Below are 23102 nucleotides of genomic sequence, written 5' to 3' on the forward strand. Positions count from 1 at the left end.
TGGTCCCCAACGCGGCAGGTCCGAACCGGAACCGGAGATCGAGATGACCAAGTCAACCCACGCGTGGCGCCTGCTGATTGCGGTGGTCTGTGCAGCCTTGGCGGGCTGCGCGAGCGTGAAGCCTGTTGCGTATTCGGGGGTGGCCTCGACCCCCTACCTGAAGCCCAATCCGCAGGACGATTCGGGCCGCGTGCCGTACAGCTATGCAACGCAGACGGACTGGCGCAAGTACCGGCGCGTGATGATCGATCCGGTGGCGATCTACCGCGGTGCCGACAACCAGTTCGGCGATATGAGCGAACCGGACCGCGCCGCGCTCGCCAGCTACATGCAGACCACGTTTGCGCAAAGGCTGCAGCCGCGCTTCGAGCTCGCCGGCGATCCGAATCCGAGCACGCTGCGCCTGAAGCTCACGCTGACCGGCGCCGATACCACCACGCCCGTCCTGGGTCCGCTGTCGCGGTTCGATATCGCAGGCGGCATCTATAACGGCGTGCAGACGTTCCGGGGCAAGGAGGGCACCTTCACCGGCTTCGTCATCTACTCGGTCGAGGTCTACGACGCGTCGACCAATCGTCTGCTCAGCGCGTATGTGACCAAGCAATACCCCAGCCCGTGGAACATCGGGGCGAGCTTCGGCGCGCTCAGCGCGGCAAAGACCGGCATCGAGAAGGGCGCCGATGCCTTGGTCGCGCAACTGAAGTAACGGCGCGCGCGAGCGACGGAGGCAGGTGCTGCCATGGCGCGTTCGAAAAGCCGGTGGGTGTCGGTGTGTCTGTGGCTGATCCCGATCCTGATGGCGCTGATCAGCATCGGTTTGGTTGCCGGGCAGGTGGCGGAGCAGGGGCCGCAGATCACGGTCAGCTTTCTCGATGCGGACGGCATCGAGCCCGGCAGGACGCCTGTGAAATACAACGATGTTGAGGTCGGTGTGGTGACGGCGATCGGGCTTTCCGCGGATCGCAACCGGGTGCTGGCAACGGTGCGGCTGACCAAGGCGGCCGGCGACCTAGCGGTGCAGGACTCACGCTTCTGGATCGTGCGCCCGCGCGCGGATGCGCGCGGTGTCTCGGGATTCGGCGCACTCCTGTCGGGTGCGTATATCGGCGCGGATGCGGGGCATGTTCGCGAAACCCGGAACACGTTCATCGGCCTGGAAGTCCCGCCCGTTGTTACCGCTGCGCGGCAAGGCGCCAGCTACGTGTTGCGCAGCGGTTCGCTCGGCTCCATCCATGACGGGGCGCCCGTCTACTATCGCCATGTGGAGGTTGGACGGGTGACCGGTACAGCCCTCAACGCAGACGGCAAGGGCGTCACGATCGATGTCTTCGTCGACGCGCCCTATCACCGGTACATCGGTTTGAACACGCGCTGGTGGGACGCGAGTGGCGCCAATCTGTCGCTCGATTCGCGCGGGGGCAATTTCAGCATGCAGTCGCTGGAGGCGTTGCTGCTCGGCGGTGTCGCCTTCCGACCGTCGCCCGGACAGCCCGCCGGCGCGCCGGCGCCTGCCGGCACGGTGTTCGATCTGGCCAGCGACGGTATCGACGCGCCAGATCAACCCGATGGCACGCCGGCCGTTGTCGAGATGCGGTTCGCACAATCGCTGCGTGGACTGTCGGTTGGCGCGGCGGTGGATTTCCGGGGTGTCCCGCTAGGCGAGGTCACGCAGGTCAACCTCGAACGCAACCCCAGGGCGGGCGCCGTCGACATGCGTGTCACCTTGAATCTCTATCCGGATCGGCTCGGGCCGCAGTTTCGTGCGTCCGCCGAGCATGCTGACGGCACGGCCGGCAAGGCGCTGCTGCGCAAGCTGGTGGCGGATGGGCTGCGCGGGCAGCTGCGCACCGGCAACCTGCTGACCAACCAGCGCTATGTCGCGCTCGACCTGTTTCCGAATGCGCCGCAGGCGCGGGTCGATCTGAGCCGCACGCCGGTCGAGTTGCCCACCGTGCCGAATGCGCTCGACGATCTGCAGGCAGAGGTCGCGGATTTCGCGAAGAAGCTCGATGGCGTGCCGTACGCCAAGATCGACGCGGACCTGCAACGCACGTTCGCGCGGGTGCATCGCCTTTTTCAGCAAGCCGAGACCCAGTTGGCACCGCAGGCGCAGGAGTCGCTTGCCACGGCGCGGCAGGCTGTTGACGCCGCTGGCGAGGCGATGCAGACGCCATTGCTGCTGCAACGGGACGCGCGCCAAGCCCGCGAGCAGTTGGCGAGGGCGCTGACGGCCCTCGATGCGCTTGCCAACCTGGTCGAGCAGCGCCCTGCATCCCTTGTCTGGGGCAGCGCGGCGGCGTTTTAGGCGGAGGGATGCGCGGGCGTCCGGGAGCGCGCTTGTACAATGACCGCCGAACGATTTCCCGGCTGGCGGAAGCGCTCGCACTTGTCATCCTTGCCCCCGCGTTTGCCCCTGCAGACGCCCGCAATTGAACCCATGGATAACGCAACCCGTTCGGAACGCTCGCGCAAAGCGGGCATCGAGGCCGCACTCACCATCATCGCCCGCGACGGTCCGGGGCAGCTGACGTTCGACGCCATGGCGCGCGAGAGCGGCATCAGCAAAGGCGGGCTGATGCACCAGTTCCCGAACAAGGGCGCGGTGCTGAAGGCGCTGCTCGATCACCAGATCGACTATTTCGAGCGCTTTTCCAAGAACTATCTCGCCTCGGCCGGAGACGGGCTGCCCGAACCGACGCTCGCGGCGCAGATCGCCACGATACGCGAGGCCGTCGCCACGCCCGCTTCCGTCACCTCCGCGATTCTCGCGGCCCTGGTGGAAGACCCGGGTCTGCTCTCCGGCTCGCGGGAGCTTGCCGCACAGAACGCCCGATCCATCGAGGAAGAGGCAGCGGACCCGGACATGGCGCTGTTGCGCTGGACGGCAGCCAAAGGGCTGTTGTTCGGGGCCATGCTGGGGCTGTGCCCGTTCTCCGACGCGGAGCGCGAGCGCCTGTTTGCGCGCCTGCGGGACGACAGCCAGTGGCCAGCGGTTGGGAGCACGAAGACGTCGGCAACCGAACGCGCAACGCGCAAGCCCAAGGGACGCGCAAAGGGCGGTTGAGGGCGTTGGGCGCATGTTTGCGGTGAGCTGTCGATGCATGACGACTCCCACCGTTGCGCTGCGGCCAGTCAAACGAAGTCGGTCGAGCTGGTGACGGATTCCCAGGTGCTGATCTCGCGGTTCAACGTTTTCAGGCGCGCTTCCACCAGGCGCCGCGCGTCGTTGCCCAGCAGCAAGTGCGTTGGCGGATCGTGCGCATCGACGATGCGCAGGAGCGCGAGGGCCGCCTTGGCCGGATCACCGGCCTGATGGCCGCTGTAATCCTGCCGGCGCTTGCGCACCGGATCGAACACCGCGTCGTAGTCCGCAATGGAGCGCCCGGAGCGGACCATCGAGCGCCCGGCCCATTCCGTGCGGAAGGAGCCCGGCGCGACGGCCGTGACCTGGATGCCGAGGCCGCTCACCTCTTTGGACAGCGCCTCGCTGATGCCTTCGAGCGCGAACTTGCTGCCGCTGTAGTAGGCCACGCCGGGCAAGCCCACGTAGCCGGCCATCGACGTGATATTGATGATGTGCCCACGGCGGCGCTGGCGCATGGCGGGCAGCACGGCCTTGATCATGGCCACCGCCCCGAATACGTTGACCTCGAACTGACGGATCAGCTCGGCCAGCGGCGACTCCTCAAGAATGCCCTCATGGCCGTAGCCCGCGTTGTTGATCAGTACATCGATCGGGCCCCAGTCCGCCTCAATGCTGCGCACGGCGGGCTCGACGGTATCGAAGCCGCTGACGTCCAGGATGACCGCCTTGGCGCGTGTCGGGTGCAGCGATTCGAAGGCGGTGCGATCGTCCTCGCGCCGCACCGTGCCGACCACGCGGTGCCCGGCCTGCAGGGCCGCTTCGGCAAACGCGTGGCCCAGGCCGCCACTGGCACCGGTGATGAGGAATGTCTTCTGCGAGGTCTTCATGACGAACTCCGTGTAGAGACGGCACCAGCCGGGGTGGCTGGCGCGAGGCGTCGATGGGGAGGGCAGTGGGTGCGCGGCCGCGGCAGGAAGACCATTCCGGCCGTGGCCGACGCGCTCAACGGCCGGCGCTAAAGCCGCCGTCCACCGGCAGGACCGTGCCGGACACGAAGTCGGCCTTGGCCAGGTAGAGCACGGCGTCGCTGATCTCGGCGATGTTGGCGATGCGGCCCAGCGGGTGCAGGCTGCCGAGCGCCGCATGGGTTTCGGCGGCGTGCATCGGGGTGTCGACGACACCCGGGGCGACTGCATTGACCGTTACGCCATGGGGTGCCAGTTCCAGCGCCAGCGCGCGCGTGGCCTGGTTGATGCCGCCCTTGAGCGCCACCGCCAGCAGCGCCGGCACGCCGCCGTGCGGCTGCAGCGCCAGCGATGCGGTGATGTTGATGATCTTGCCGCGCTTGCGCTCGCTCATGTGCTTGGCCGCTTCCTGCGACGGGTACAGCACGCCCTTCAGGTTGGTGGAGATCTGCTCTTCCACTTCGTCGGGCGTGAACTGCACGAACGGCTTGGCGGTGAAGATGCCGGCGTTGTTGACCAGCACGTCAACCTTGCCGAACTTGGCAATGGCTTGCGCGAAGACTTGGCGGGCCGATTCCGGTTTGCCGACATCGCCCGCGACGCCCAGGAAGCGCTCGCCAGCGTTCAGGCGTGCGGCGGCGGCCTGCAGTCGCTCGGTGGAGCGGCCGGTGCCGACCACGTTGTAGCCCGCCTTGAGGAAGGCTTCGGCCAGGCCCAGGCCAATGCCGCTGCTGGCGCCGGTGATGATGACGGTGTTGGTTGCGTTGCTCATGATGGTGCTCCGTTGGATTCAGGTTCAAGTTCAGGGTCCGGTGTCGGACTTCAGGGCCGGCACCGGAGTGGAATCACTGTATTGCGGCAACGGAGCGCAAAAAACGGGGTTTGCTACACTTGTCCTATTACATGGCGTAAAGAATATGCACCGACAATTCGACGACATCCTGCTCGGCAGCATCGAGCTGTTCTGCCTGGCGGCCGAGGCCGGCAGCTTCACGGCCGCCGCCAATACCGCGGGCGTGACGCCTGCCGCCGTCAGCCGTTCGATCTCGCGCCTGGAAAAGCGGCTGGGCGTGCGCCTGTTCGTGCGCTCCACGCGCAGCATCCGGCTGACCGAGGGCGGCAAGGAGTATTTCGAGCAATGCCGCGCCGCGCTCACCCAGCTGATCGAAGCCGAGCGCAAAGTCACCGGCGAGCAGGTGCAGCCCTCGGGCACGATCCGCATCAGCGCGCCGACCACCTATGGGCACCACCGCCTGCTGCCGCTGCTGCCGGCGTTTCGCGCCAAGTACCCGCTGATCAAGGTGGAAGCGCATATCAGCAACCGCAACGTCGATTTCCACGAAGAGAACTTCGACGTAGCGATCCGCTTCCGCGCGCAGCCCGACTCGATGATGGTGTCGCGCCATCTTGAAGACGCGGCGCTCGTGGTGGTTGCGAGTCCCGCCTATCTGAAGCGGGCGGGCATGCCCAAGCGCTTGGCGGACCTGGAGCAGCACGAGTGCATCCAGTTCGACCTGCCGAGCAGCGGGCGGCAGATCGCGTGGCTATTCAAGGAGGATGGTCACGAGAAGGAGATCCTCTCCACCGGCAACTACATGTGCTCGGACGACGTGCTGGCCGGCGTGACCCTGGCCAAGGCGGGCGCGGGCCTGTTCCAGACCTACCGATTCATCGTCGAGAAGGACCTGGCCGAAGGTGGGCTGGTCGAGGTGCTGCAGGCGTTTGCGGGACGCTCGCGCCCGGCGAGCCTGATGTATCCGCACGGCCGTCTGCTGCCATCGCGCGTGCGCGCGTTCGTCGATTTCATGACGGAACACGCGCAATCGCTCACGACTGCACCAGACGGCACGCGTGCGGTCAGGCGCAAGCCTACGAAGTAGCGCGGCCGGTTTGCGGCTTCGGACATTGAGCCGGGCGACCTGATCGCGGTCGATTCTTCGCTACGCCCACAACGGATGTCGACGTAGCGAAGGAACTTACAAAAGGAGCCATCTTTCTTGAGAAAAATAGCGAAGTAGATTACAAAAAATAGCGAAGTTCGATGGAGTGGACGGCGTGGTTCGTGCTGAGTCTTCCGGCATGCTTCGCGCCTATCAGCACTGGCTTACTGCAGGCATGTTGGAGGGGCAAGCCATAGCCGAGCGTTGGTTTTCCTTGGCTGCGGAGGAGTTGGCTAGACGGGGCTGACCGTGCCTGGCAGGAGGCGTCAACCGAAAAAAAACGCCTGCCCCAAGGTCGAGAGAGAACGGAGGTAACACGGGCAGGCGGGAGCTAAAATTTGCCACTGCTTGCGCGGCAGACAACATCGGCGGCAACGAATTCAGGTCAAACTCGTACTTGGCAAATCGCGGCCGGTCGATCGCATGTCGGAGCCGGTACCGAACGTGTCGAGCACCTTGATCTTTGCGGTGTCCACATGTGGATCGGGTGTGCCAGTTCGCGTGCCGTCGCTGAATGGATCGAAGGTTCCCCACTTTGCCGCAGTACCTTTGGCGTCCAACTTGGTATGCCGCACAACGTCCACCCGCGGGCGCCGCTCTACGCCCTTGCTTCCAGCGGGCGTAATCGTTGTGAAGCTCGAGGCCGCAAACGCCGCGACGGCAAGGCCAAGCCCCCAATCTCTCGTCTCGTCAAGAAGACGCTTTAATGCAAGTGGATTGAAATCAAGGGCACCGTGGCGGGCACATGCCTTGCAAGTCGGCATTACTCGGGCACCAGTTGTCCGGCGGTCGGCGCTTGCTCACGCCGATCCCGCTGGGCGTCGGCCGCATTGCCGGGCCGGATCCTGAACCAAATGGAGTACATGGCCGGCAGGAACACCAGGGTCAAGATCGTCCCGGCAAACGTCCCGCCGATGAGCGTGTAAGCGAGCGCGCCCCAGAACACTGAATGGGTCAGCGGAATGAAGGCCAGGATGGCCGCCAGGGCGGTAAGAATCACCGGGCGTGCACGCTGGACAGTAGCCTCCACAACGGCTCTGAACGGATCCAACCCCTCGTCCTTGTTGTGCTGGATCTGCCCAATCAGGATCAGCGTGTTGCGCATCAAAATGCCCGACAGCGCAATCAGGCCAACCAGCGCGTTGATGCCAAATGGCTGCCCGAACAGAATCAGAGTGGGCACCACGCCAATCAGGCCCAGCGGGCTGGTCAGGAACACCATGACCATCGCCGGGATGGACCGCACCTGGAAGATGAGGATCAACAGGGTCACCGCCAGCATGATCGGGAACAGCGGCAGCATGGCCTTCGTCGCCTTGCCCGACTCTTCGATGGAGCCCGCCTGTTCAATGCGGTATCCGGCGGGCAGTTTCTCGATGATGGGCTGAAGCTGTTTGCTGATGGCGGTCGACACATCGGGCGGCTGCAGACCGTCGGCAATATCGCCGCGCACCGTGATGGTGGGCATGCGGTCGCGCCGGCGGATGATGGGCTCTTCCATGCGGACATCGATCTTGCCGACCTGCGAGAGCGGAATGCGCTGCCCGTTGGCACCGGCCAGCGTGAAGTCGCCGATCTTGGCGGGGTCGAGTCGAACGTTGCCGGCCGAGCGCGCAGTCACCTGCACGGTGCGGATATCCTCGCGCACAGCCGTCACGGGAATGCCGTTGAGCAGGAATTGCAGTTGCTGCGCGACGGCGCTGGAGGTCAGCCCCACGGCTTGCAAGCGGTCCTGCTGCACGGTGAAGTGCAGCGTAGGTACGCGCGTGCCCCAGTCGGTGTTGACGGTACGCATCATGGGGCTGGCGTCCATGACCTGCCGGACATCGGCCGCGATGCGGCGCAATGTCTCCGCATCCGGGCCGGTCACGCGGAAGGCCACCGGGAACGGCGAATACGGACCGAACACGAGCTGCGTGACCCGTACGCGTGCCTCGGGGGCAAGGCCGTCGGCAATGGCCTGGCGCAGGCGGAGCTTCAATGCCTCACGTTCTTCCTGGCTATCGGTGCGGATCACGATCTTGGCGAACGACGGATCCGGCAGTTCCGGCGCCATCGCCAGATAGAAGCGCGGCGCGCCCTGGCCAACGTAGGCCGTCACGATCTTGGCTTCCTTCTGTTTGGCGAGCCAGGCTTCCAGCTTTGCGGTCGCCGCGTCGGTCTGGTTGATCGACGTACCATAGGGCATCTGCACCTCGACCAGCACTTCGGGGCGGTCCGAAATCGGGAAGAACTGCTTCTTGACCACCGCCATGCCCGCGATGGCCAAGACGAAAAGGCCCACCACCGCGCCAGCGACCAGCCACTTCCGCGCAATCACACTCCCAAGCAGTGCACGGAAGCGGTTGTAGCGCGGTGTGTCGTAGATCGCATCGTGACCACCTTCGACCTTCTTGAAGTCGGGCAGCATCTTCACACCCAGGTAGGGCGTGAACACCACCGCCACCACCCACGACGCAATCAGCGCAATGCCGACAATCCAGAACATGTTGCTGGTGTATTCACCCGCGGTGGATCGCGCAAAGCCGTTGGGCATGAAGCCGACCGCAGTCACCAGGGTGCCCGACAGCATGGGGGCTGCAGTGTGGCTCCACGCATAGGCCGACGCGGCAACGCGGCTGTAGCCCGCTTCCATCTTCACCACCATCATTTCGATGGCGATGATGGCGTCGTCCACGAGCAGGCCCAGCGCCAGAATCAAAGACCCCAGCGTGATGCGGTCAAAGTTCTTGCCGGTTGCGGCCATCACAACGAACACAACGGCGAGCGTCAGCGGCACGGCTGCTGCCACCACCAGACCCGCGCGCCAACCCATGCTGACGAAACTCACCACCATGACCACCAGCAGCGCGACGAAGAACTTGAGCATGAACTCATCGACGGCAGCGGCGATATTGACGGCCTGGTCCGTCACCTTGGTCAGGCTCATGCCAAGCGGCATGTCCGCGTTGATGGCGCCGACCTCCTTGTCGAGCGCCTTGCCCAGGTCCAACCCGTTCCAGCCTTCGCGCATGACGATGCCCAGCAGCAAGGCGGGCTGCCCACCATTGCGCACCATGAACGTGGCCGGATCTTCATAACCGCGCTTGACCGTGGCAATGTCCGACAACTTCAACGTGCGGCCCTGTGACACGACCGGCGTATCTCGGATCTTCTGCAGCTCGTCGAACGCGCCATCCAGGCGGATGAACACCTGCGGGCCTTTCGTCTCAACCGAGCCGGCAGCCGTCAGCGCATTCTGGCTGTTGAGCGCAGCGAACACCTCCTGCGGACTCACACCCAGCGTCGCCAGCCGGTCATGTGAAAACTCGACGTAGATGCGCTCGGACTGCTCGCCGATGATGTTGACCTTCTTCACGCCGGGCACGTGCAGCAAGCGCTGACGCAGCGTCTCCGCATCGCGCACCAGCGCGCGTTGCGGCTCGCCCTGCGCCTTGAGCGCAAACAGGGCAAAGGTCACGTCCGAATATTCGTCATTGACGATCGGCCCGATCACGCCGGACGGCAGGTTGCCCACCTCGTCGCTGACCTTCTTGCGCGCCTGATAAAACTCTTCTTGGACTTCCGACGGCGGCGTGCTGTCGAGCAACGTCAACGTGGTGAACGCCAGGCCCGGCCGCGTGTACGTTTCCGTGCGGTCATACCAGCGCAACTCCTGCATGCGCTTTTCGAGCTTCTCGGCCACCTGGTCCTGCATTTCCTGCGCGGTGGCGCCGGGCCACACGGTGACGATGTTCATCACCTTGACCGTGAACGCCGGGTCTTCCGCACGCCCCAGCTTGAAGAAGGAAATGAGACCCGCCAGCGAGATCAGGAAGATGAGGAAGAGCGTGACGGCGCGCTCGCGCACGGCGAGCGCCGATAGGTTGAAACGACCTTGGCTCACAGACGCACCCCCGCGATGGCAGTACTGGCACCCTGACCCGCCACACGGACTTGCTGTCCTTCACGCAGCAGTTGTGCGCCAAGCGCGACGATCCGGTCGCCTTGTTTGACCTGGCCGGCAACCCGGGCACCTTCGTCACCGAGGCGCACGATGCTGATGGATCGCCACGACACCTTGGCCGGCTCCCCCTGAATGACCCACACGCCGGGGCCCTTGCCCGCATCGAACACGGCGCCCAGCGGCACCTGCAGATCGCTTTGCGCTGTCGCCAGCCGATCGGGAACCTGGATCGTGACGGTGGCGCCCAGCGGCGCATTGGCCAGTTCACCATCCAGCACATAACGCGCTTCGTACGTGCGGGTGAGCCGATCCGCGGCATCCGACAGTTGCCGCAGCTTGGCAAGCGTGCCATCGCTTTCCTTGCCGAACAACGTGGCCTGTGCGACCGAGCCGATCGCAGGCCGCAACGTTTCAGGCAACTGGACCACCGCTTCACGACGGCCGGCATGAGCCAAGCGCACAACCGCCTGCCCCGCATTGACGACCTGGCCAGGCTCGGCCAGTGTTTCCATGACCACGCCGTCGCCATCGGCAACGAGTTCTGCATAGCGACTGGCGTTGCGCGCAACGTCAGCCTGCGCTTCAGCGCCACTCAGTTGCGCTTTCGCTGCGTCCGCCGCGGCCTTGGCCTGGTCATAAGCGGAGGCGGAAATTGCGCCCGTCCCGCGCAGATCGCGGTAGCGCGCTTCATCTTCCGCCGTCTGCTGCGCGCGTGCCCGCGCGGCGGTCGCGGCTTCTTGCTGCGCATGCGCGGCGAGCTTCAGATCGACCGGGTCGATGCGCATGAGCGGCTGCCCGCGCTTGACGGTTTGCCCGGCGTCCACCAGCCGCTCCAGCACCTTGCCGGGCACACGGAACCCGAGGTCGCTCTGCACCCGGGCAGCCACGACCCCCGTGAACGAACGCGATGCGGAAGCCACTGGCTGAACGAACGCTGCGCGCACCAAGGGCGCCTCGGTGCGCGGATCGGCAGGGGCTTTTTCGCCGCAAGCGCTCAGCGCGAGCGGCAACGCAAGAACAACGGAAGAGGTAACAAAGCGACGCGAAAGCATGAAAGCCCCATCGACAGGATGATCTGGGCTTTCATTCTGGTTCTTGTGACCAATTTAGTCAATGGTCACAAAGAAAAAATCCGCGTGCTAGGGGGAAAGGCTTCGGAGCACGAGACTGGAAAGCAGTCCGGGTGCCATCTCCGTGTAGTCAAAGCTGTACTGCAAAAGCAACGGATTCATGTACGGGCGCATGACCAGGTAAATGGCCGTCGTGGCCTCGTCCAACGGCGTCTTGCGCTCGAAGTCTCCGGTCTCCCGCCCCTCCTGCAGCACATCGCGCAACACCTTCTGGATGCGCTCTTCGTAGGCGAGCACCGCCTGCCAGCGCTCAGTCGCTGCCGAGGCCGCGATTTCGTACAGCTTGCGGTCGTGGGAAAACAACCGAAGGCTGGCCTCAGTCAAGGCTTTGAACATGCGTCGGAGCTTCTCCGGCGGGGAGTTGGCCTCGGCCAGAGCGGCACTCACATCGGCCTCGATCTCGCGCAGGCAGTTGGCACAGATCATCTCGCCAATGGCCTGCTTGGACTCGAAGAACTTGTAGATGTAGGCCTTGGAAAAACCGATGGCCTTGGCCAGGTCGGACACGGCGGTCTTCTCGTAGCCGTAGCGGCTGAAGTGCTCGGTGGCGGCGGCAACGATCTGGTCTCGCACGTCGTGGTCCACCGGGCCGCGGGCGGAAACGGGGTAAGGAGTGGTCTTCATGGGCTCCAGCTTACGCGAGTCGAGATAGTTGAACAACTTGTGACCAATTTGTACTATAGTCACTAAAAATTTCGATGGAAGTCACCCATGTTGCCAAAACACTCCCTTGCGGCCCTCCTCGTTGCCAGCCTGGCAGCCGGGTGTGCCGTCGGCCCGGATTATGTGAAGCCCGATGCGTCGGTTCCCGAACGATTCCAGGGCCAGACGGCGGTCGAGCAGCGCACCGCCCATGCCGCAGCTGACCTGTCCGCGTGGTGGGCCGGTTTTGGTGATCCGCAACTCACGCAGTTCGTCCAGCTCGCGTTGGAACAGAATCTGGACCTCGCCCAGGCTTTCGCCCGCGTCACGCAAGCCCGCGCAGGCTTGGGCGCTGCCAATGCAGCGTTGCTGCCATCGGGCAATGTCACGGGCCAGGCCGCGCGTGCGTACCAGTCCGTCGAAACCCCATTGGGCCGCGTGTTGAACTCAAGGCCCGGCTTCGACCGCTACGGCAACGCGTTTGAAGCCGATGCAAACGCGAGCTGGGAGTTGGACGTATTCGGCGGTCTGCGCCGTGGCCGAGAGGCGGCACTGGCGGACTACCAGGCCTCCCAGGCGGGCGCAGTCGCCACACGGCTGGCCGTGGCCGCACAGACTGCCGATATCTACATCACCATCCGCGGCCTGCAGACGCGCCTGAAGGTGGCCCGTCACCAGGTACAGACGCAGGAGGAATTGCTCTCCACCATCAATCTGCTTTACGGCAAGGGGCTGGCGGCTGAACTTCAAGTCAGGCAGACCGAAGGCGCACTCGCTCAGGTTCGCGCTTCCATCCCACAGCTTGAGGCGGGCCTCGATGCCGCGATGAATGCGTTGGACGTGATGCTCGGCTCGCTGCCGGGCACGCACCGGACCGAACTGGCAGAAGACAAAGACATCCCGGCTGCTCCGCAGATTGCGATCAGCGGATCGCCGGGCGAGTTGCTGAGGCGCCGACCTGACCTCATCGTCGCCGAGCGTCGCCTGGCGGCCTCCAACGCACGCATCGGTGTCGCTATTGCGGAGTACTACCCGAAGTTCTCCCTTAGCGGCCTGCTGGGCAGCGCCACATCGGTAGGTGCCGGAAGCCTGTTCGGCAGCGGTGCCAGTCAATTTGCGGGCGTGCTCGGTCTGCGCTGGCGCCTGTTCGACTTCGGCCGTATCAACGCGCAGATCGATCAGGCCAAGGGGCAAGAGGCGGAGATGCTCGCGGCGTACCTGCTCGCCGTGCTGCGCGCCACGGAAGACGTGGAAGACGCGTTCTCCGCCCTGGTCAAGCGCGAGGAGCAGGCCGTCGTGCTCACACAAGGCGTGGATTCGCTCGGCCGCGCCCGAAACGCTTCGTTTGCCGCCTACCAGAAAGGCGTCGTCAGCCTGATCGAAGTCCTGCAAGCCGATGAAAGCCTGCTGCGCGCATCGGACGCGCGCGCCCAGGCGCAAACGGAATCGGCACGTGCTGCCGTCGCGGCATTCAAGGCGCTGGGCGGTGGCTGGCAACCCGACGAATCAGCCGCCATTGCAAGCAAATAGTCGCGCCGCGCTTCCAGCGCAGCGCGTCGCAGCAACCGATTTACCGCAGCTCCAACTCACCCATACAGAAAGAAACTGCCATGTCCAATTCCAAAGTTGTCGTCATCACCGGCGTGTCTTCGGGCATTGGCCGTGCGACCGCCGCAAAGTTTGCCCTGCGGGGCTGCCGGGTATTCGGCACCGTGCGCAACCTCGCAAAAGCGCGGCCGCTGCCAGGCGTTGAGCTGGTCGAGATGGATATCCGCGATGAAGTGTCGGTTCAGCAGGGAATCCAGACCATCATTGGGCAGGCCAAGCGCATCGATGTGCTCGTCAACAGTGCCGGCGTGACGCTGCTGGGCGCGACCGAAGAAACGTCGATCGCCGAAGCGCAGGCGCTATTCGACACCAACGTGTTTGGCATCTTGCGGACCACCCGAGCCGTATTGCCGCAGATGCGTGCGCAACGTTCGGGAAGAATCATCAACATCAGCTCGGTGCTCGGCTTTCTGCCGGCGCCGTACATGGGCCTCTATTCCGCATCCAAACACGCGGTGGAGGGGATGTCCGAGACGTTGGACCACGAGGTGCGCAAGTTCGGCATCCGTGTGGTGCTTGTTGAGCCCTCATTTACCAAGACCAGTCTGGATACCAACGCTCCCCATGCGGCTTCCAAGGTATCCGCCTACGACGACGAGCGCAGCGTTGTTTCGCAGTCAATTCAAAAAAGTGTCGAAAAAGCGCCGGAACCCGATGGTGTCGCGCGCACGATCGTCGATGCCGCCCTGGGTGCATGGAAGATGCGCCGCACCCCCAAAGGCGAGGCCTCCCTTCTGAGCAAGTTGCGCCGTTTCATGCCGGCAGGCCCGGTCGATACGAGTCTGCGCAAGACGTTTGGACTCTCCTGAAGCGTGTTACCAGAAACAGATCCGGCGCACACAGCATCGGAAGAGCCCCATGACGCATCCCGACAACTCCGCCACCACGGCGTCCGCCACGATGGTTCAGGCTTCACCCAACGTGCAACCTAACGCCACGTCACCTTGGCCGGTGTTCTGGGTTGTCAGCGTTGCGGTGTTTCTTGTCTCGATGGACGGCACGATGCTGTTCGCGGCATTCAGTGCCTTACGTGCGGGATTTCCTCGCGCTACCGCGGCGGACCTGTCCTGGGTGCTCAATGCCTACACCGTCGCCTATGCAGCAATGCTCATTCCCTCGGGCGGGCTGGCGGACAAACACGGGCGCAAAAAGGTGTTTCTGGCCGGCGTAGGGCTGTTTCTGGCGGCGTCGGTTGCGTGTGGTTTGGCGGTCAACGTTGGGTGGCTCGTTGCTGCACGCGTGCTTCAGGCCATTGGCGCTGCGTTGCTGACGCCCGCATCGCTCTCACTCGTGCTGGCGGCGTTCCCAATCAGCAAGCGTGCGGTGGCGATCAGTCTATGGGGAGCAGTCGGTGCTCTGGCTGCCGCGGTGGGGCCAAGCCTTGGGGCATTCGTGATCGCATCGATCGGCTGGCAGTGGGCCTTCTACCTGAATGTGCCTTTGGGCCTGGCTGCCATATGGCGCGGCGCGACACTGCTCACCGAGACAAAACAGCACGCCACCAACCGCCCGCTTGATCTGTTCGGGATGGGCCTGCTGATCATCGGGACGGGCGCTTTAGCACTGTCCATTGTGCAATCGGAATCGCATGGTTGGTCGCGCCATGAACTGCTCGGTATTGCCGGCATCGGGCTCTTGAGCATCCTCGGATTTGTGGCATGGGCGCGCGTTGCTCCCGCACCGCTGTTCGATTTGGGGTTGTTTCGCAACCCGACTTACCGGTACGTCAATCTCGCAACGTTGAGTTTCGGCACCGCGTTTTCGATGATGTTCTTCGGCTTCTTTTTCTATATGAAGTCGATCTGGCATTACTCGCTGCCATTGGCGGGGCTTGCCATCACGCCCGGGCCGCTGCTGGTGATTCCGGTGGCCACCCTCTCAGGCCGAATCGCGAGTCGACATGGCCACCGGCCACTGTTGGTGGTAGGTAGCCTGTTCTACGCGAGCAGTGCTGTGTGGTTCTTGCTGGTGCCCGGCATTACACCTGCTTATCTGACGCACTGGCTGCCGGGCATGCTGCTCAGCGGTGTGGGTGTAGGCATGGTGTTGCCGTCGCTGTCGGGGGCCGCAGTCAGCCGCTTGCCTGCAGACCACTACGCGGTTGGCGGTGCAATCAATCAGGCAATACGGCAAATCGGTTCTGTCATGGGAGTCGCTCTGACGGTGCTGCTGCTCGGAAGCGCTGGTTTGCAACGTACCGATTTCAATGCGCTCTACCTGTGCCATATGGGCTTGGCGCTGCTGACCGCAGTCCTATGTCTGCCCGTCAACACGGTGCCTCACGCCATCGCCAAAACTCGGTGACTCCCGCTGCAGCCTACAGGTCAAAGAGGAAATTCGTGCACACCCCGCTAGAGATGTCGATGGAAATTTCGCCATTCCATGCCCGCTGGCCCTGTCGATGCCAGCCTGAGGAAGGCACTCGGACTCCACTGAAATCGTTGCCCCGATTCCACATCACCACCAGAACTCGATGAGCCTTTGTTCTGGCGCCTCCGGTTGTCGGGTGAGTCCCATGACCGCTACAGCGATCAGTGACTCACCGACAAAGCTGCCGTATCCGCAGCGGTGCGGGAAGCGCACGAGCACTTCGGGCGGCTGGATGTCGTCGTCAACAACGCCGGCTTCGGTGTTTTCGGTTTTGTTGAGGAGCTTACTGAACACGACGTGCGCGCTCAGTTCGATACGAACGTGTTCGGTTCTCTGTGGGTGACGCAAGCGGTATTGCCCTACCTGCGCGCCCAAGGCAGTGGTCACATCATCATGCTGTCCAGCTTGCTCGGGCTTGCCGCCTTTCCTTCAACCGGTGTGTATAGCGCCTCGAAGGCGGCAATCGAGGGACTGGCTGATTCCCTGGCTCAGGAAGTTGCTGCCTTCGGCATCAAGGTCTCCATCATCGAACCCGGCCCCTTTGGCACGGATTTCGCCGGCTCCTCTACGTATTCTGAACCGCTGGCGCCCTACAACGGCGTGCGGGACGCGGTCAACGCCAGCTTTGCCTCTATGCCGATGGCAGAACCTGCCAGCGTGGGCCCGGCGCTACTGAAGATTGTCGATGCGGAAAAGCCGCCACTGAGAGTCTTCTTTGGTCCCCTCGCGAGCCAGGTCGTTCCGTACGTCTATGCGGAGCGGCTCAAGGCATGGCACGAATGGGCTCATGTCGGCACTGAAGGCGAGGCCGTACACAGCTAAGGCACAACCATCGGCCCGGTGCTCGCAGAACTCCCGCGCCTGGCTGATGAAATCATCAACTCGCACTCACGATAGGTGGAACATGAATATCGGCATCATTGGAACCGGCAGTATCGGCGGCACAATTGCGCGTCAGTTAGCGGCCGCCGGGCACAAGATTCGAGTCGCGAACTCAAGAGGGCCGGATAGCGTTCGAAGCTTTGCGGATGAAATCGGCGCGACAGCCGTTGACGTGAATGACGCAGTCAAAGGCGCGGATGTGATCATCTTGGCGGTGCCGTTGCCTGCCATGGCCCAGCTTCCCTCAGGTCTGTTTGATGCGCTTCCTGCAGATGTGTCGATCGTGGATACAAGCAACTACTATCCCGACTTGCGCGACCCACGAATCCCAGAAATCGACAGCGGCATGCCTGAAAGTGTGTGGGTGTCGAGGAAACTCGGCCGTCCCGTGATCAAAGCCTTTAACAACATTCTGGCGCACTCGCTCGCACAGCTTGGACGTCCAGAGGGGGCACCAGCTCGTTTAGCCGTCGCCGTAGCGGGTGACAATCTCCGGTCGAAGCAGATCGTCATGGCACTCGTGAACGAGACTGGATTCGATCCTGTCGATGCGGGCGCGCTGGAAGAGTCCTGGCGGCAGCAGCCGTCGACACCCGCCTATTGCTGTGACTATGGCGTGGAGTTGATGAGTAAGGGGCTCGCCGCAGCGCAGAAAGGCGCTGCATCAGAGAAACGTGATCGATTGGCTGACCTGTTTACCAAGCTGGGGCCCAATCCAAGCCATGCCGATATCATTGCCATGAACCGTTCGCTCAATCCGCTCACTTGAACTCAGCCGCAAGAACTGTGTTCTAACGCCCGTCTCCCGCGGGAAGTGGGCGACCGGTGCTCAACACTAAAGGATGGCGATCGGCCGGTAGGACGTAGGCCACCAGGCATGCACATCCGCCCATCCCAAGGTAAAATCTATCGGTACCCCAAAGCCGATTGATTGCCATGACGCTCACCGAACTCAAATACATCGTCGCCGTCGCGCGTGAACGCCACTTCGGCCGCGCTGCCGAGGCCTGCTTCGTCTCGCAGCCGACCCTGTCGGTCGCCATCAAGAAGCTGGAAGACGAACTGGCCGTGCAGATCTTCGAGCGCGGCGCCTCCGAGGTGAGCGTCACGCCGGTGGGCGAGCAGATCGTCACGCAGGCCCAGCGCGTGCTGGAGCAGACCATGGCGATCCGGGAGATCGCCAAGCAGGGCATGGACCCGCTGGCCGGGCCGCTGCGCCTGGGTGTGATCTACACGATCGGGCCGTACCTGCTGCCGGCGCTGGTCAAGCAGATGATCGACTCCGTCCCGCAGATGCCGCTGATGCTGCAGGAGAACTTCACCGTGCGGCTGGTGGAGCTGCTCAAGCAGGGCGAGATCGACTGCGCCATCATGGCCGAGCCGTTTCCCGAGGCCGGGCTGATGACGGTGCCGCTGTACGACGAGCCCTTCGTGGTGGCAGTGCCGCGCGGCCACGCGTTGGCCAAGGAGCTGGCGGTGGACCCGGAGGCGCTCAAGCAACAGACCATGCTGCTGCTGGGCAACGGCCATTGCTTCCGCGACCACGTGCTGGGCGTGTGCCCCGAGCTGTCGCGCTTCTCGCAGAACGCCGACGGCATCCAGAAGACCTTCGAAGGCTCGTCGCTGGAGACCATCCGCCATATGGTGGCCAGCGGGGTCGGCATTACCGTGCTGCCGCGCACTTCGGTGCCCAACATGCAGCCGGCCGCTTCCGATCTGCTGGCCTACGTGCCGTTCCAGGAGCCGGTGCCGGACCGCCGCGTTGTGCTGGCCTGGCGCAAGAGCTTCACCCGCATCGCCGCCATCGAATCGGTGGCCAGGGCGGTCGCGCAATGCGACCTGCCGGGCATCAAGCCGCTGCCGTTCACGCCCCTCGTGCACTGATCGACTGACGCCGCCGTCACACAAATGACGGCGATAGCGCACGTCTAATCGATAGATTTAGATTATCAAATTCACGAATAAATAGCGTATCGATAGACTGTTCTCCATGGTGAGCCCGCTGCTCATCCCACCTCACCCTGGAGCCCGTCATGTCCCTGCGCCTTGCCCCGACCGCCGTCGCGACCGTGCTGGAGTGGCTCGCTTCCTATGGTGAATCGCACTGAACCCACCCCGCATTCACGAGGACGACTCCATGAGCAAAGACATCCTGACCACCGCCGCCGGCGCACCCGTTGTCGACAACCAGAATTCGCTGACCGCCGGCCCGCGTGGCCCGATGCTGCTGGAAGACGTGTGGTTCCTGGAGAAGCTCGCCCACTTCGACCGCGAGGTGATCCCCGAGCGCCGCGTGCACGCCAAGGGCTCGGGCGCCTTCGGCACCTTCACCGTCACGCACGACATCACGCAGTACACCAAGGCCTCGATCTTTGCCGAAGTCGGCAAGCAGACGCCGCTGTTCCTGCGCTTCTCGACCGTGGCCGGCGAGCGCGGCGCGGCCGATGCCGAGCGCGATCCGCGTGGCTTCGCCATCAAGTTCTACACCGACGAAGGTAACTGGGATCTGGTCGGCAACAACACGCCGGTGTTTTTCTTGCGCGATCCGCTCAAGTTTCCGGACTTCATCCACACGCAAAAACGTGACCCGCGCACCAACCTGCGCAGCGCCGTCGCGGCGTGGGATTTCTTCTCGAAGAACCCCGAGACGCTGCACCAGGTGACGATCGTGATGAGCGATCGCGGCATCCCCAAGACGCTGCGCCACATGGATGGCTTCGGCTCGCACACCTTCTCGCTCATCAACGAAGCGGGCGAGCGCTTCTGGGTCAAGTTCCACTTCAAGACCCAGCAGGGCATCCAGAACTACACCAACGAAGAGGCCGCGCAAGTGGTGGCGCAGGACCGCGAAAGCTCGCAGCGCGATCTGGTTGACAGCATCGAACGTGGCGACTTCCCGCGCTGGGACTTGCGCATGCAGATCATGCCGGAGGCCGATGCGGCCCAGTACCACATCAACCCGTTCGACCTGACCAAGGTGTGGCCGCACCAGGATTACCCGCTCATCGACGTGGGCGTACTGGAGCTGAACCGCAACCCCGATAACTACTTTGCCGAGGTCGAGCAGTCCGCCTTCACGCCGGCCAACGTGGTGCCGGGCATCGGCTTCTCGCCCGACAAGATGCTGCAGGGCCGCCTGTTCTCGTACGGCGACACGCAGCGCTACCGCCTGGGCGTGAACCACCACCAGATTCCGGTGAATGCGCCCAAGTGCCCGTTCCACAACAGCTTCCACCGTGACGGCGCGATGCGTACCGACGGCAACCTCGGCAGCAAGCTCAACTACGAGCCCAACCGCGAGGGCGCCTTCGCCCAGGACCGCCGTGGCGAAGAGCCACCGCTCAAGCTCGAAGGCGCCGCCGCCCGCTACGACCACCGCGTTGATGCGGACTACTACAGCCAGGCTGGCGCGCTGTTCCGGCTGTTTGACGAAGGCCAGCGCCAGCGCTTGTTCGCGACCATCGCCGGGGCGATGGCCGGGGTGCCGGAAGACATCCAGCGTGCGCAGATCGAGCACTTCACCAAGGCCGACCCGGCCTATGGTGCGGGCGTCAAGTCGGCGCTCGGTTTGAAGTAATGAAGTGGGGCGCGCGGCGAAGGCTCGGAAACGGCTAGCCAAGCCGCGCGCCGGTTTGAAGGAGAAAGATCATGGCAATGGTGCGAATGTTCGTTTCGGAATGGCAGGCGTTTGCTGGCGCGGTGCAGGCCTCGCGCCACGATGTGCCCACGCTGGCCGGCATGCCCGGCAGCGTGGCCGGTGGTCGCGGGGTCCGCACCGCCGATCATGCCCGTCTGGCGCGCAAATGGATGCGCAAACAGATCGGCCTGACCATCGTAGGGGCCGGCGCCATGATCCTGTTCCTGCATGGCATGGTGCAGCTGACGGCGTAGTCGCCTTCGTCACATGCCGATGCCATAATCGCAGCCTGTTGCCGCATCGGCGACCGAACGAAAGGCTTGAAGCACGCGCGGTCCGACCCTACCTGGGTTGGACCACCACGTTTTTGCACACCACTTTTCAGGGGAACCCAGATGGCCAAGAAAAGCAGCAGCGTTGCTGCCACCCAGATCAACATCGGTATCGCCGACAAGGACCGCAAGAAGATCGCCGAAGGCCTGTCGCGCCTGCTCGCCGATACCTATTCGCTCTACCTGAAGACGCATTACTTCCACTGGAACGTGACCGGCCCGATGTTCAACTCGCTGCATCTGATGTTCGAGACGCAGTACAACGAACTGTGGAACGCCGTCGACCCGGTGGCCGAGCGCATCCGCGCGCTGGGCTATCCGGCGCCGGGTTCGTACTCGGAATTCGCCAAGCTGTCGTCGATCCCGGAATCGAAGGGCGTGCCTGAGGCGATGGACATGGTGCGCGAGCTGGTGGCCGGCCACGAGGCCGTCACGCGCACGGCCCGCGCCCTGTTCCCGGATGTCGACAAGGCCGCGGACGAGCCGACCGCCGACCTGCTCACGCAACGCATGGACATCCACGAAAAGACCGCGTGGATGCTGCGCTCGCTGCTGGCGTAATCGCGTCAGCCGGAAGGACTAAAATGGCGCCTTGCCTCGTGCAGGCGCCATTTTTCTTTGGTGATTCCCCATGCAGTCTTCCACCGCCCACCCCAGCCGCCTCGTGCTCTATGCGCGCCTGATGCGCATGGACAAGCCGATCGGCACGCTGCTGCTGCTGTGGCCGACGCTGTGGTCGCTGTGGATGGCCGCCGACGGGCACCCGCCGCTCTCGCTGGTGGTGATCTTCACGGTCGGTACCTTCCTCATGCGCTCGGCCGGCTGCGCCGTCAACGACTGGGCCGACCGCGACTTCGACAAGCACGTCAAGCGCACCAAGGAGCGGCCCATCACCGCCGGCCTGATCGCCCCGTGGGAGGCGCTGGCGGTGGCCGCCGTGCTGTCGCTGATCGCCTTCACGCTGATCCTGCCGCTCAATGCGCTGACCAAGTGGATGTCGGTGGCGGCGGTGGTGATTGCCGGCACGTATCCTTTCTTCAAGCGCTTCTTTGCGATTCCGCAGGCGTACCTGGGCATCGCGTTTGGCTTTGGCATTCCGATGGCCTACGCGGCCGTGCAGGACCAGGTGCCCGTGCTGGCCTGGCTGATGCTGATCGGCAATGTGTTCTGGGCCGTCGCTTATGACACCGCCTATGCCATGGTCGATCGCGATGACGACCTGCTCATCGGTATCAAGACCTCGGCCATTACCTTCGGCCGCTTTGATGTGGCGGCGATCATGCTGTGCTACGTGGGGTTCTTTGGGATCATGGCCTGGGCTGGTCATGTGATGGCGCTCGGCGTGGCGTTCTGGATCGGGATGGCGGCGGCCGTGGCGCTGGCGCTTTGGTACTACCCGATGCTGCGGACGCGTGATCGGATGAAGTGTTTCTTCGTGTTCCGCCATAACAACTGGCTGGGCGCTTGCGTGTTTGCCGGCGTGGCGGTCGCCTACGCACTGCGCTAACGATTTGGATTGGCTTCCCCGCGGGAGGCTGCTTTTTGGTGGTGCATCCCTTGTTTCATCCCCTGCCGGGGCTGACTCACTTTCTTTGTCTTGCCAAAGAAAGTAAGCAAAGAAAGGCGCGCCCGATGCGGCGACCCCCTCCTTGAATTTCAGTCGCAGGGAGGGAGGGGAGGCAAACTCGCTGCGCTCAGACAGCCTCCCCTCTTTTTCCTCCCTGCAACAGAAATTCAAGGCGCCGCATAGGGCAAGAACGTCAACGGCCAAACCGTCGCGGGGCTGGCGTTGCCGCGCGGGCAAATGCCTCTACGAACCAGGCTGATCAAGGTTGTGCACGGCGGTTACCAATCCGACGACTGCGCCTTTTCCTACGCCAACGGCCGGTCGACGGTCACACGCTGGCGTTTAAGACGGGACGGCGCAGAAAAAACCGGCGCGCACAAAGAGAAAAATCTGGCGCATGCGCCTTCGACCTCGGCGCTCGGATGTTTGCGGACGGAGTGCGGGCCCCAAACCGAGGCGTTCCAATGTTTGAGGGCGAATATCTCGACCTCAGACCGACGACTTCGACAGTTTGATGGCCGATCGCCAGCGTCAGACCGACGACGGCGAGTGTCCGAGGGCGGAACGTGGGTCTCAGACTGCGGAGTTGTCGACTGTTTGAGAGCCGAATGCGGGCCTCTGATCATGGGAGTCGACTGTCCGAGGGTGGGACGCGACACTCAAACCGTGGCATTCGAATGTCAGAGAGTCGAGCGCGACTCTCTGACACTCGAATTCGAGTGTTTGAGAGTGAAACTCGAACCCCGGACGGTGGAATTCGAGTCTCTGAAGGGCAAGCGCGACCTTCCGACCGTCGAATTCGACTACTTGGGGGTGGAGCGCAACCCTCTGACCGTGGAGCACGACTGTTGGAGGCTGACGAGGCCCCGCGCGAGGACGACGCGAAACGAGGAAGAGAAACCGCAAACAGCGCCACGCGCCGCCCACAGACGGTGGGTCTCTTCCCTGCCCTAGATGGCGCCTTGAATTTTCGTAAGCGGGCGGAAAAAAGAAGGAGG

19 protein-coding genes and 1 pseudogene are annotated in these 23102 nt (G+C 63.7%); 14 read left to right on the top strand and 6 right to left on the bottom strand.

The window, feature by feature from the left end:
* Positions 1-43 precede the first annotated feature (43 nt).
* The 3 genes from QZ609_RS07340 (at position 44) to QZ609_RS07350 (ending at position 3064) form a co-directional block, all read left to right on the top strand.
* The gene (locus QZ609_RS07340; protein ID WP_295492726.1) at positions 44-706 is read left to right on the top strand and encodes a DUF3313 domain-containing protein; all 663 of its coding nucleotides are present in this window, start codon (positions 44-46) and stop codon (positions 704-706) included.
* Positions 707-739: 33 nt separating this feature from the next.
* Complete coding sequence (locus QZ609_RS07345; RefSeq protein ID WP_295492728.1) at positions 740-2305, top strand: MlaD family protein; 1566 nt, start codon at positions 740-742, stop codon at positions 2303-2305.
* A 132-nt stretch (positions 2306-2437) separates the two neighbouring features.
* Positions 2438-3064 (top strand): TetR/AcrR family transcriptional regulator, encoded by a 627-nt coding sequence (locus QZ609_RS07350; protein ID WP_295492759.1) that lies wholly within the window; start codon positions 2438-2440, stop codon positions 3062-3064.
* Positions 3065-3132: 68 nt separating this feature from the next.
* Here QZ609_RS07350 and QZ609_RS07355 read toward each other — a convergent pair whose 3' ends face one another.
* Entirely contained in the window at positions 3133-3972 is an 840-nt protein-coding gene (locus QZ609_RS07355) for an oxidoreductase (protein ID WP_295492730.1), read from the bottom strand.
* Between the two features lie 115 nt (positions 3973-4087).
* Positions 4088-4822 (bottom strand): SDR family oxidoreductase, encoded by a 735-nt coding sequence (locus QZ609_RS07360; RefSeq protein ID WP_295492732.1) that lies wholly within the window; start codon positions 4820-4822, stop codon positions 4088-4090.
* Positions 4823-4967: 145 nt separating this feature from the next.
* Between QZ609_RS07360 and QZ609_RS07365 the strand changes: the two genes are divergently transcribed.
* Positions 4968-5930, top strand: coding sequence for a LysR family transcriptional regulator (locus tag QZ609_RS07365; RefSeq protein WP_295492734.1), 963 nt, complete (start codon positions 4968-4970; stop codon positions 5928-5930).
* Positions 5931-6370: 440 nt separating this feature from the next.
* Here QZ609_RS07365 and QZ609_RS07370 read toward each other — a convergent pair whose 3' ends face one another.
* The 4 genes from QZ609_RS07370 to QZ609_RS07385 form a co-directional block, all read right to left on the bottom strand.
* Positions 6371-6754 (bottom strand): hypothetical protein, encoded by a 384-nt coding sequence (locus tag QZ609_RS07370; RefSeq protein WP_295492735.1) that lies wholly within the window; start codon positions 6752-6754, stop codon positions 6371-6373.
* Positions 6754-9876, bottom strand: coding sequence for an efflux RND transporter permease subunit (locus tag QZ609_RS07375; protein ID WP_295492737.1), 3123 nt, complete (start codon positions 9874-9876; stop codon positions 6754-6756). Before QZ609_RS07375 ends, QZ609_RS07370 begins: the two co-directional genes overlap by 1 nt.
* Positions 9873-10988, bottom strand: coding sequence for an efflux RND transporter periplasmic adaptor subunit (locus tag QZ609_RS07380; protein WP_295492739.1), 1116 nt, complete (start codon positions 10986-10988; stop codon positions 9873-9875). The genes QZ609_RS07375 and QZ609_RS07380 overlap by 4 nt, the downstream gene beginning before the upstream one ends.
* Positions 10989-11075: 87 nt before the next feature.
* On the bottom strand, positions 11076-11690 hold the full coding sequence (locus QZ609_RS07385) for a TetR/AcrR family transcriptional regulator (protein WP_295492740.1): 615 nt from the start codon (positions 11688-11690) through the stop codon (positions 11076-11078).
* Between the two features lie 87 nt (positions 11691-11777).
* Between QZ609_RS07385 and QZ609_RS07390 the strand changes: the two genes are divergently transcribed.
* The 10 genes and pseudogenes from QZ609_RS07390 (at position 11778) to ubiA (ending at position 22044) form a co-directional block, all read left to right on the top strand.
* Positions 11778-13238, top strand: coding sequence for an efflux transporter outer membrane subunit (locus tag QZ609_RS07390; RefSeq protein WP_295492742.1), 1461 nt, complete (start codon positions 11778-11780; stop codon positions 13236-13238).
* An 80-nt stretch (positions 13239-13318) separates the two neighbouring features.
* Entirely contained in the window at positions 13319-14125 is an 807-nt protein-coding gene (locus tag QZ609_RS07395) for an oxidoreductase (RefSeq protein ID WP_295492744.1), read from the top strand.
* Between the two features lie 49 nt (positions 14126-14174).
* Positions 14175-15620, top strand: coding sequence for an MFS transporter (locus QZ609_RS07400; RefSeq protein ID WP_295492746.1), 1446 nt, complete (start codon positions 14175-14177; stop codon positions 15618-15620).
* Between the two features lie 246 nt (positions 15621-15866).
* Positions 15867-16508 (top strand): annotated as a pseudogene (locus QZ609_RS07405) (SDR family NAD(P)-dependent oxidoreductase); the annotation flags it as partial.
* Positions 16474-17337, top strand: coding sequence for an NAD(P)-binding domain-containing protein (locus QZ609_RS07410; RefSeq protein ID WP_295492748.1), 864 nt, complete (start codon positions 16474-16476; stop codon positions 17335-17337). The pseudogene QZ609_RS07405 and the gene QZ609_RS07410, both read left to right, overlap by 35 nt.
* Positions 17338-17504: 167 nt before the next feature.
* Positions 17505-18452, top strand: coding sequence for a LysR substrate-binding domain-containing protein (locus tag QZ609_RS07415; RefSeq protein ID WP_295492750.1), 948 nt, complete (start codon positions 17505-17507; stop codon positions 18450-18452).
* Positions 18453-18705: 253 nt separating this feature from the next.
* Entirely contained in the window at positions 18706-20145 is a 1440-nt protein-coding gene (locus QZ609_RS07420) for a catalase (protein ID WP_295492752.1), read from the top strand.
* Positions 20146-20216: 71 nt separating this feature from the next.
* On the top strand, positions 20217-20459 hold the full coding sequence (locus QZ609_RS07425; protein WP_295492754.1) for a hypothetical protein: 243 nt from the start codon (positions 20217-20219) through the stop codon (positions 20457-20459).
* Between the two features lie 141 nt (positions 20460-20600).
* Positions 20601-21098: a Dps family protein gene (locus QZ609_RS07430; protein ID WP_295492755.1), complete on the top strand. Its 498-nt coding sequence runs from the start codon at positions 20601-20603 to the stop codon at positions 21096-21098.
* Positions 21099-21168: 70 nt separating this feature from the next.
* Entirely contained in the window at positions 21169-22044 is an 876-nt protein-coding gene (ubiA, locus tag QZ609_RS07435) for a 4-hydroxybenzoate octaprenyltransferase (RefSeq protein WP_295492757.1), read from the top strand.
* Positions 22045-23102: the final 1058 nt, after the last annotated feature.

Source organism: uncultured Ralstonia sp., assembly GCA_913056305.1.
Classification (GTDB): Bacteria; Pseudomonadota; Gammaproteobacteria; order Burkholderiales; family Burkholderiaceae; genus Ralstonia.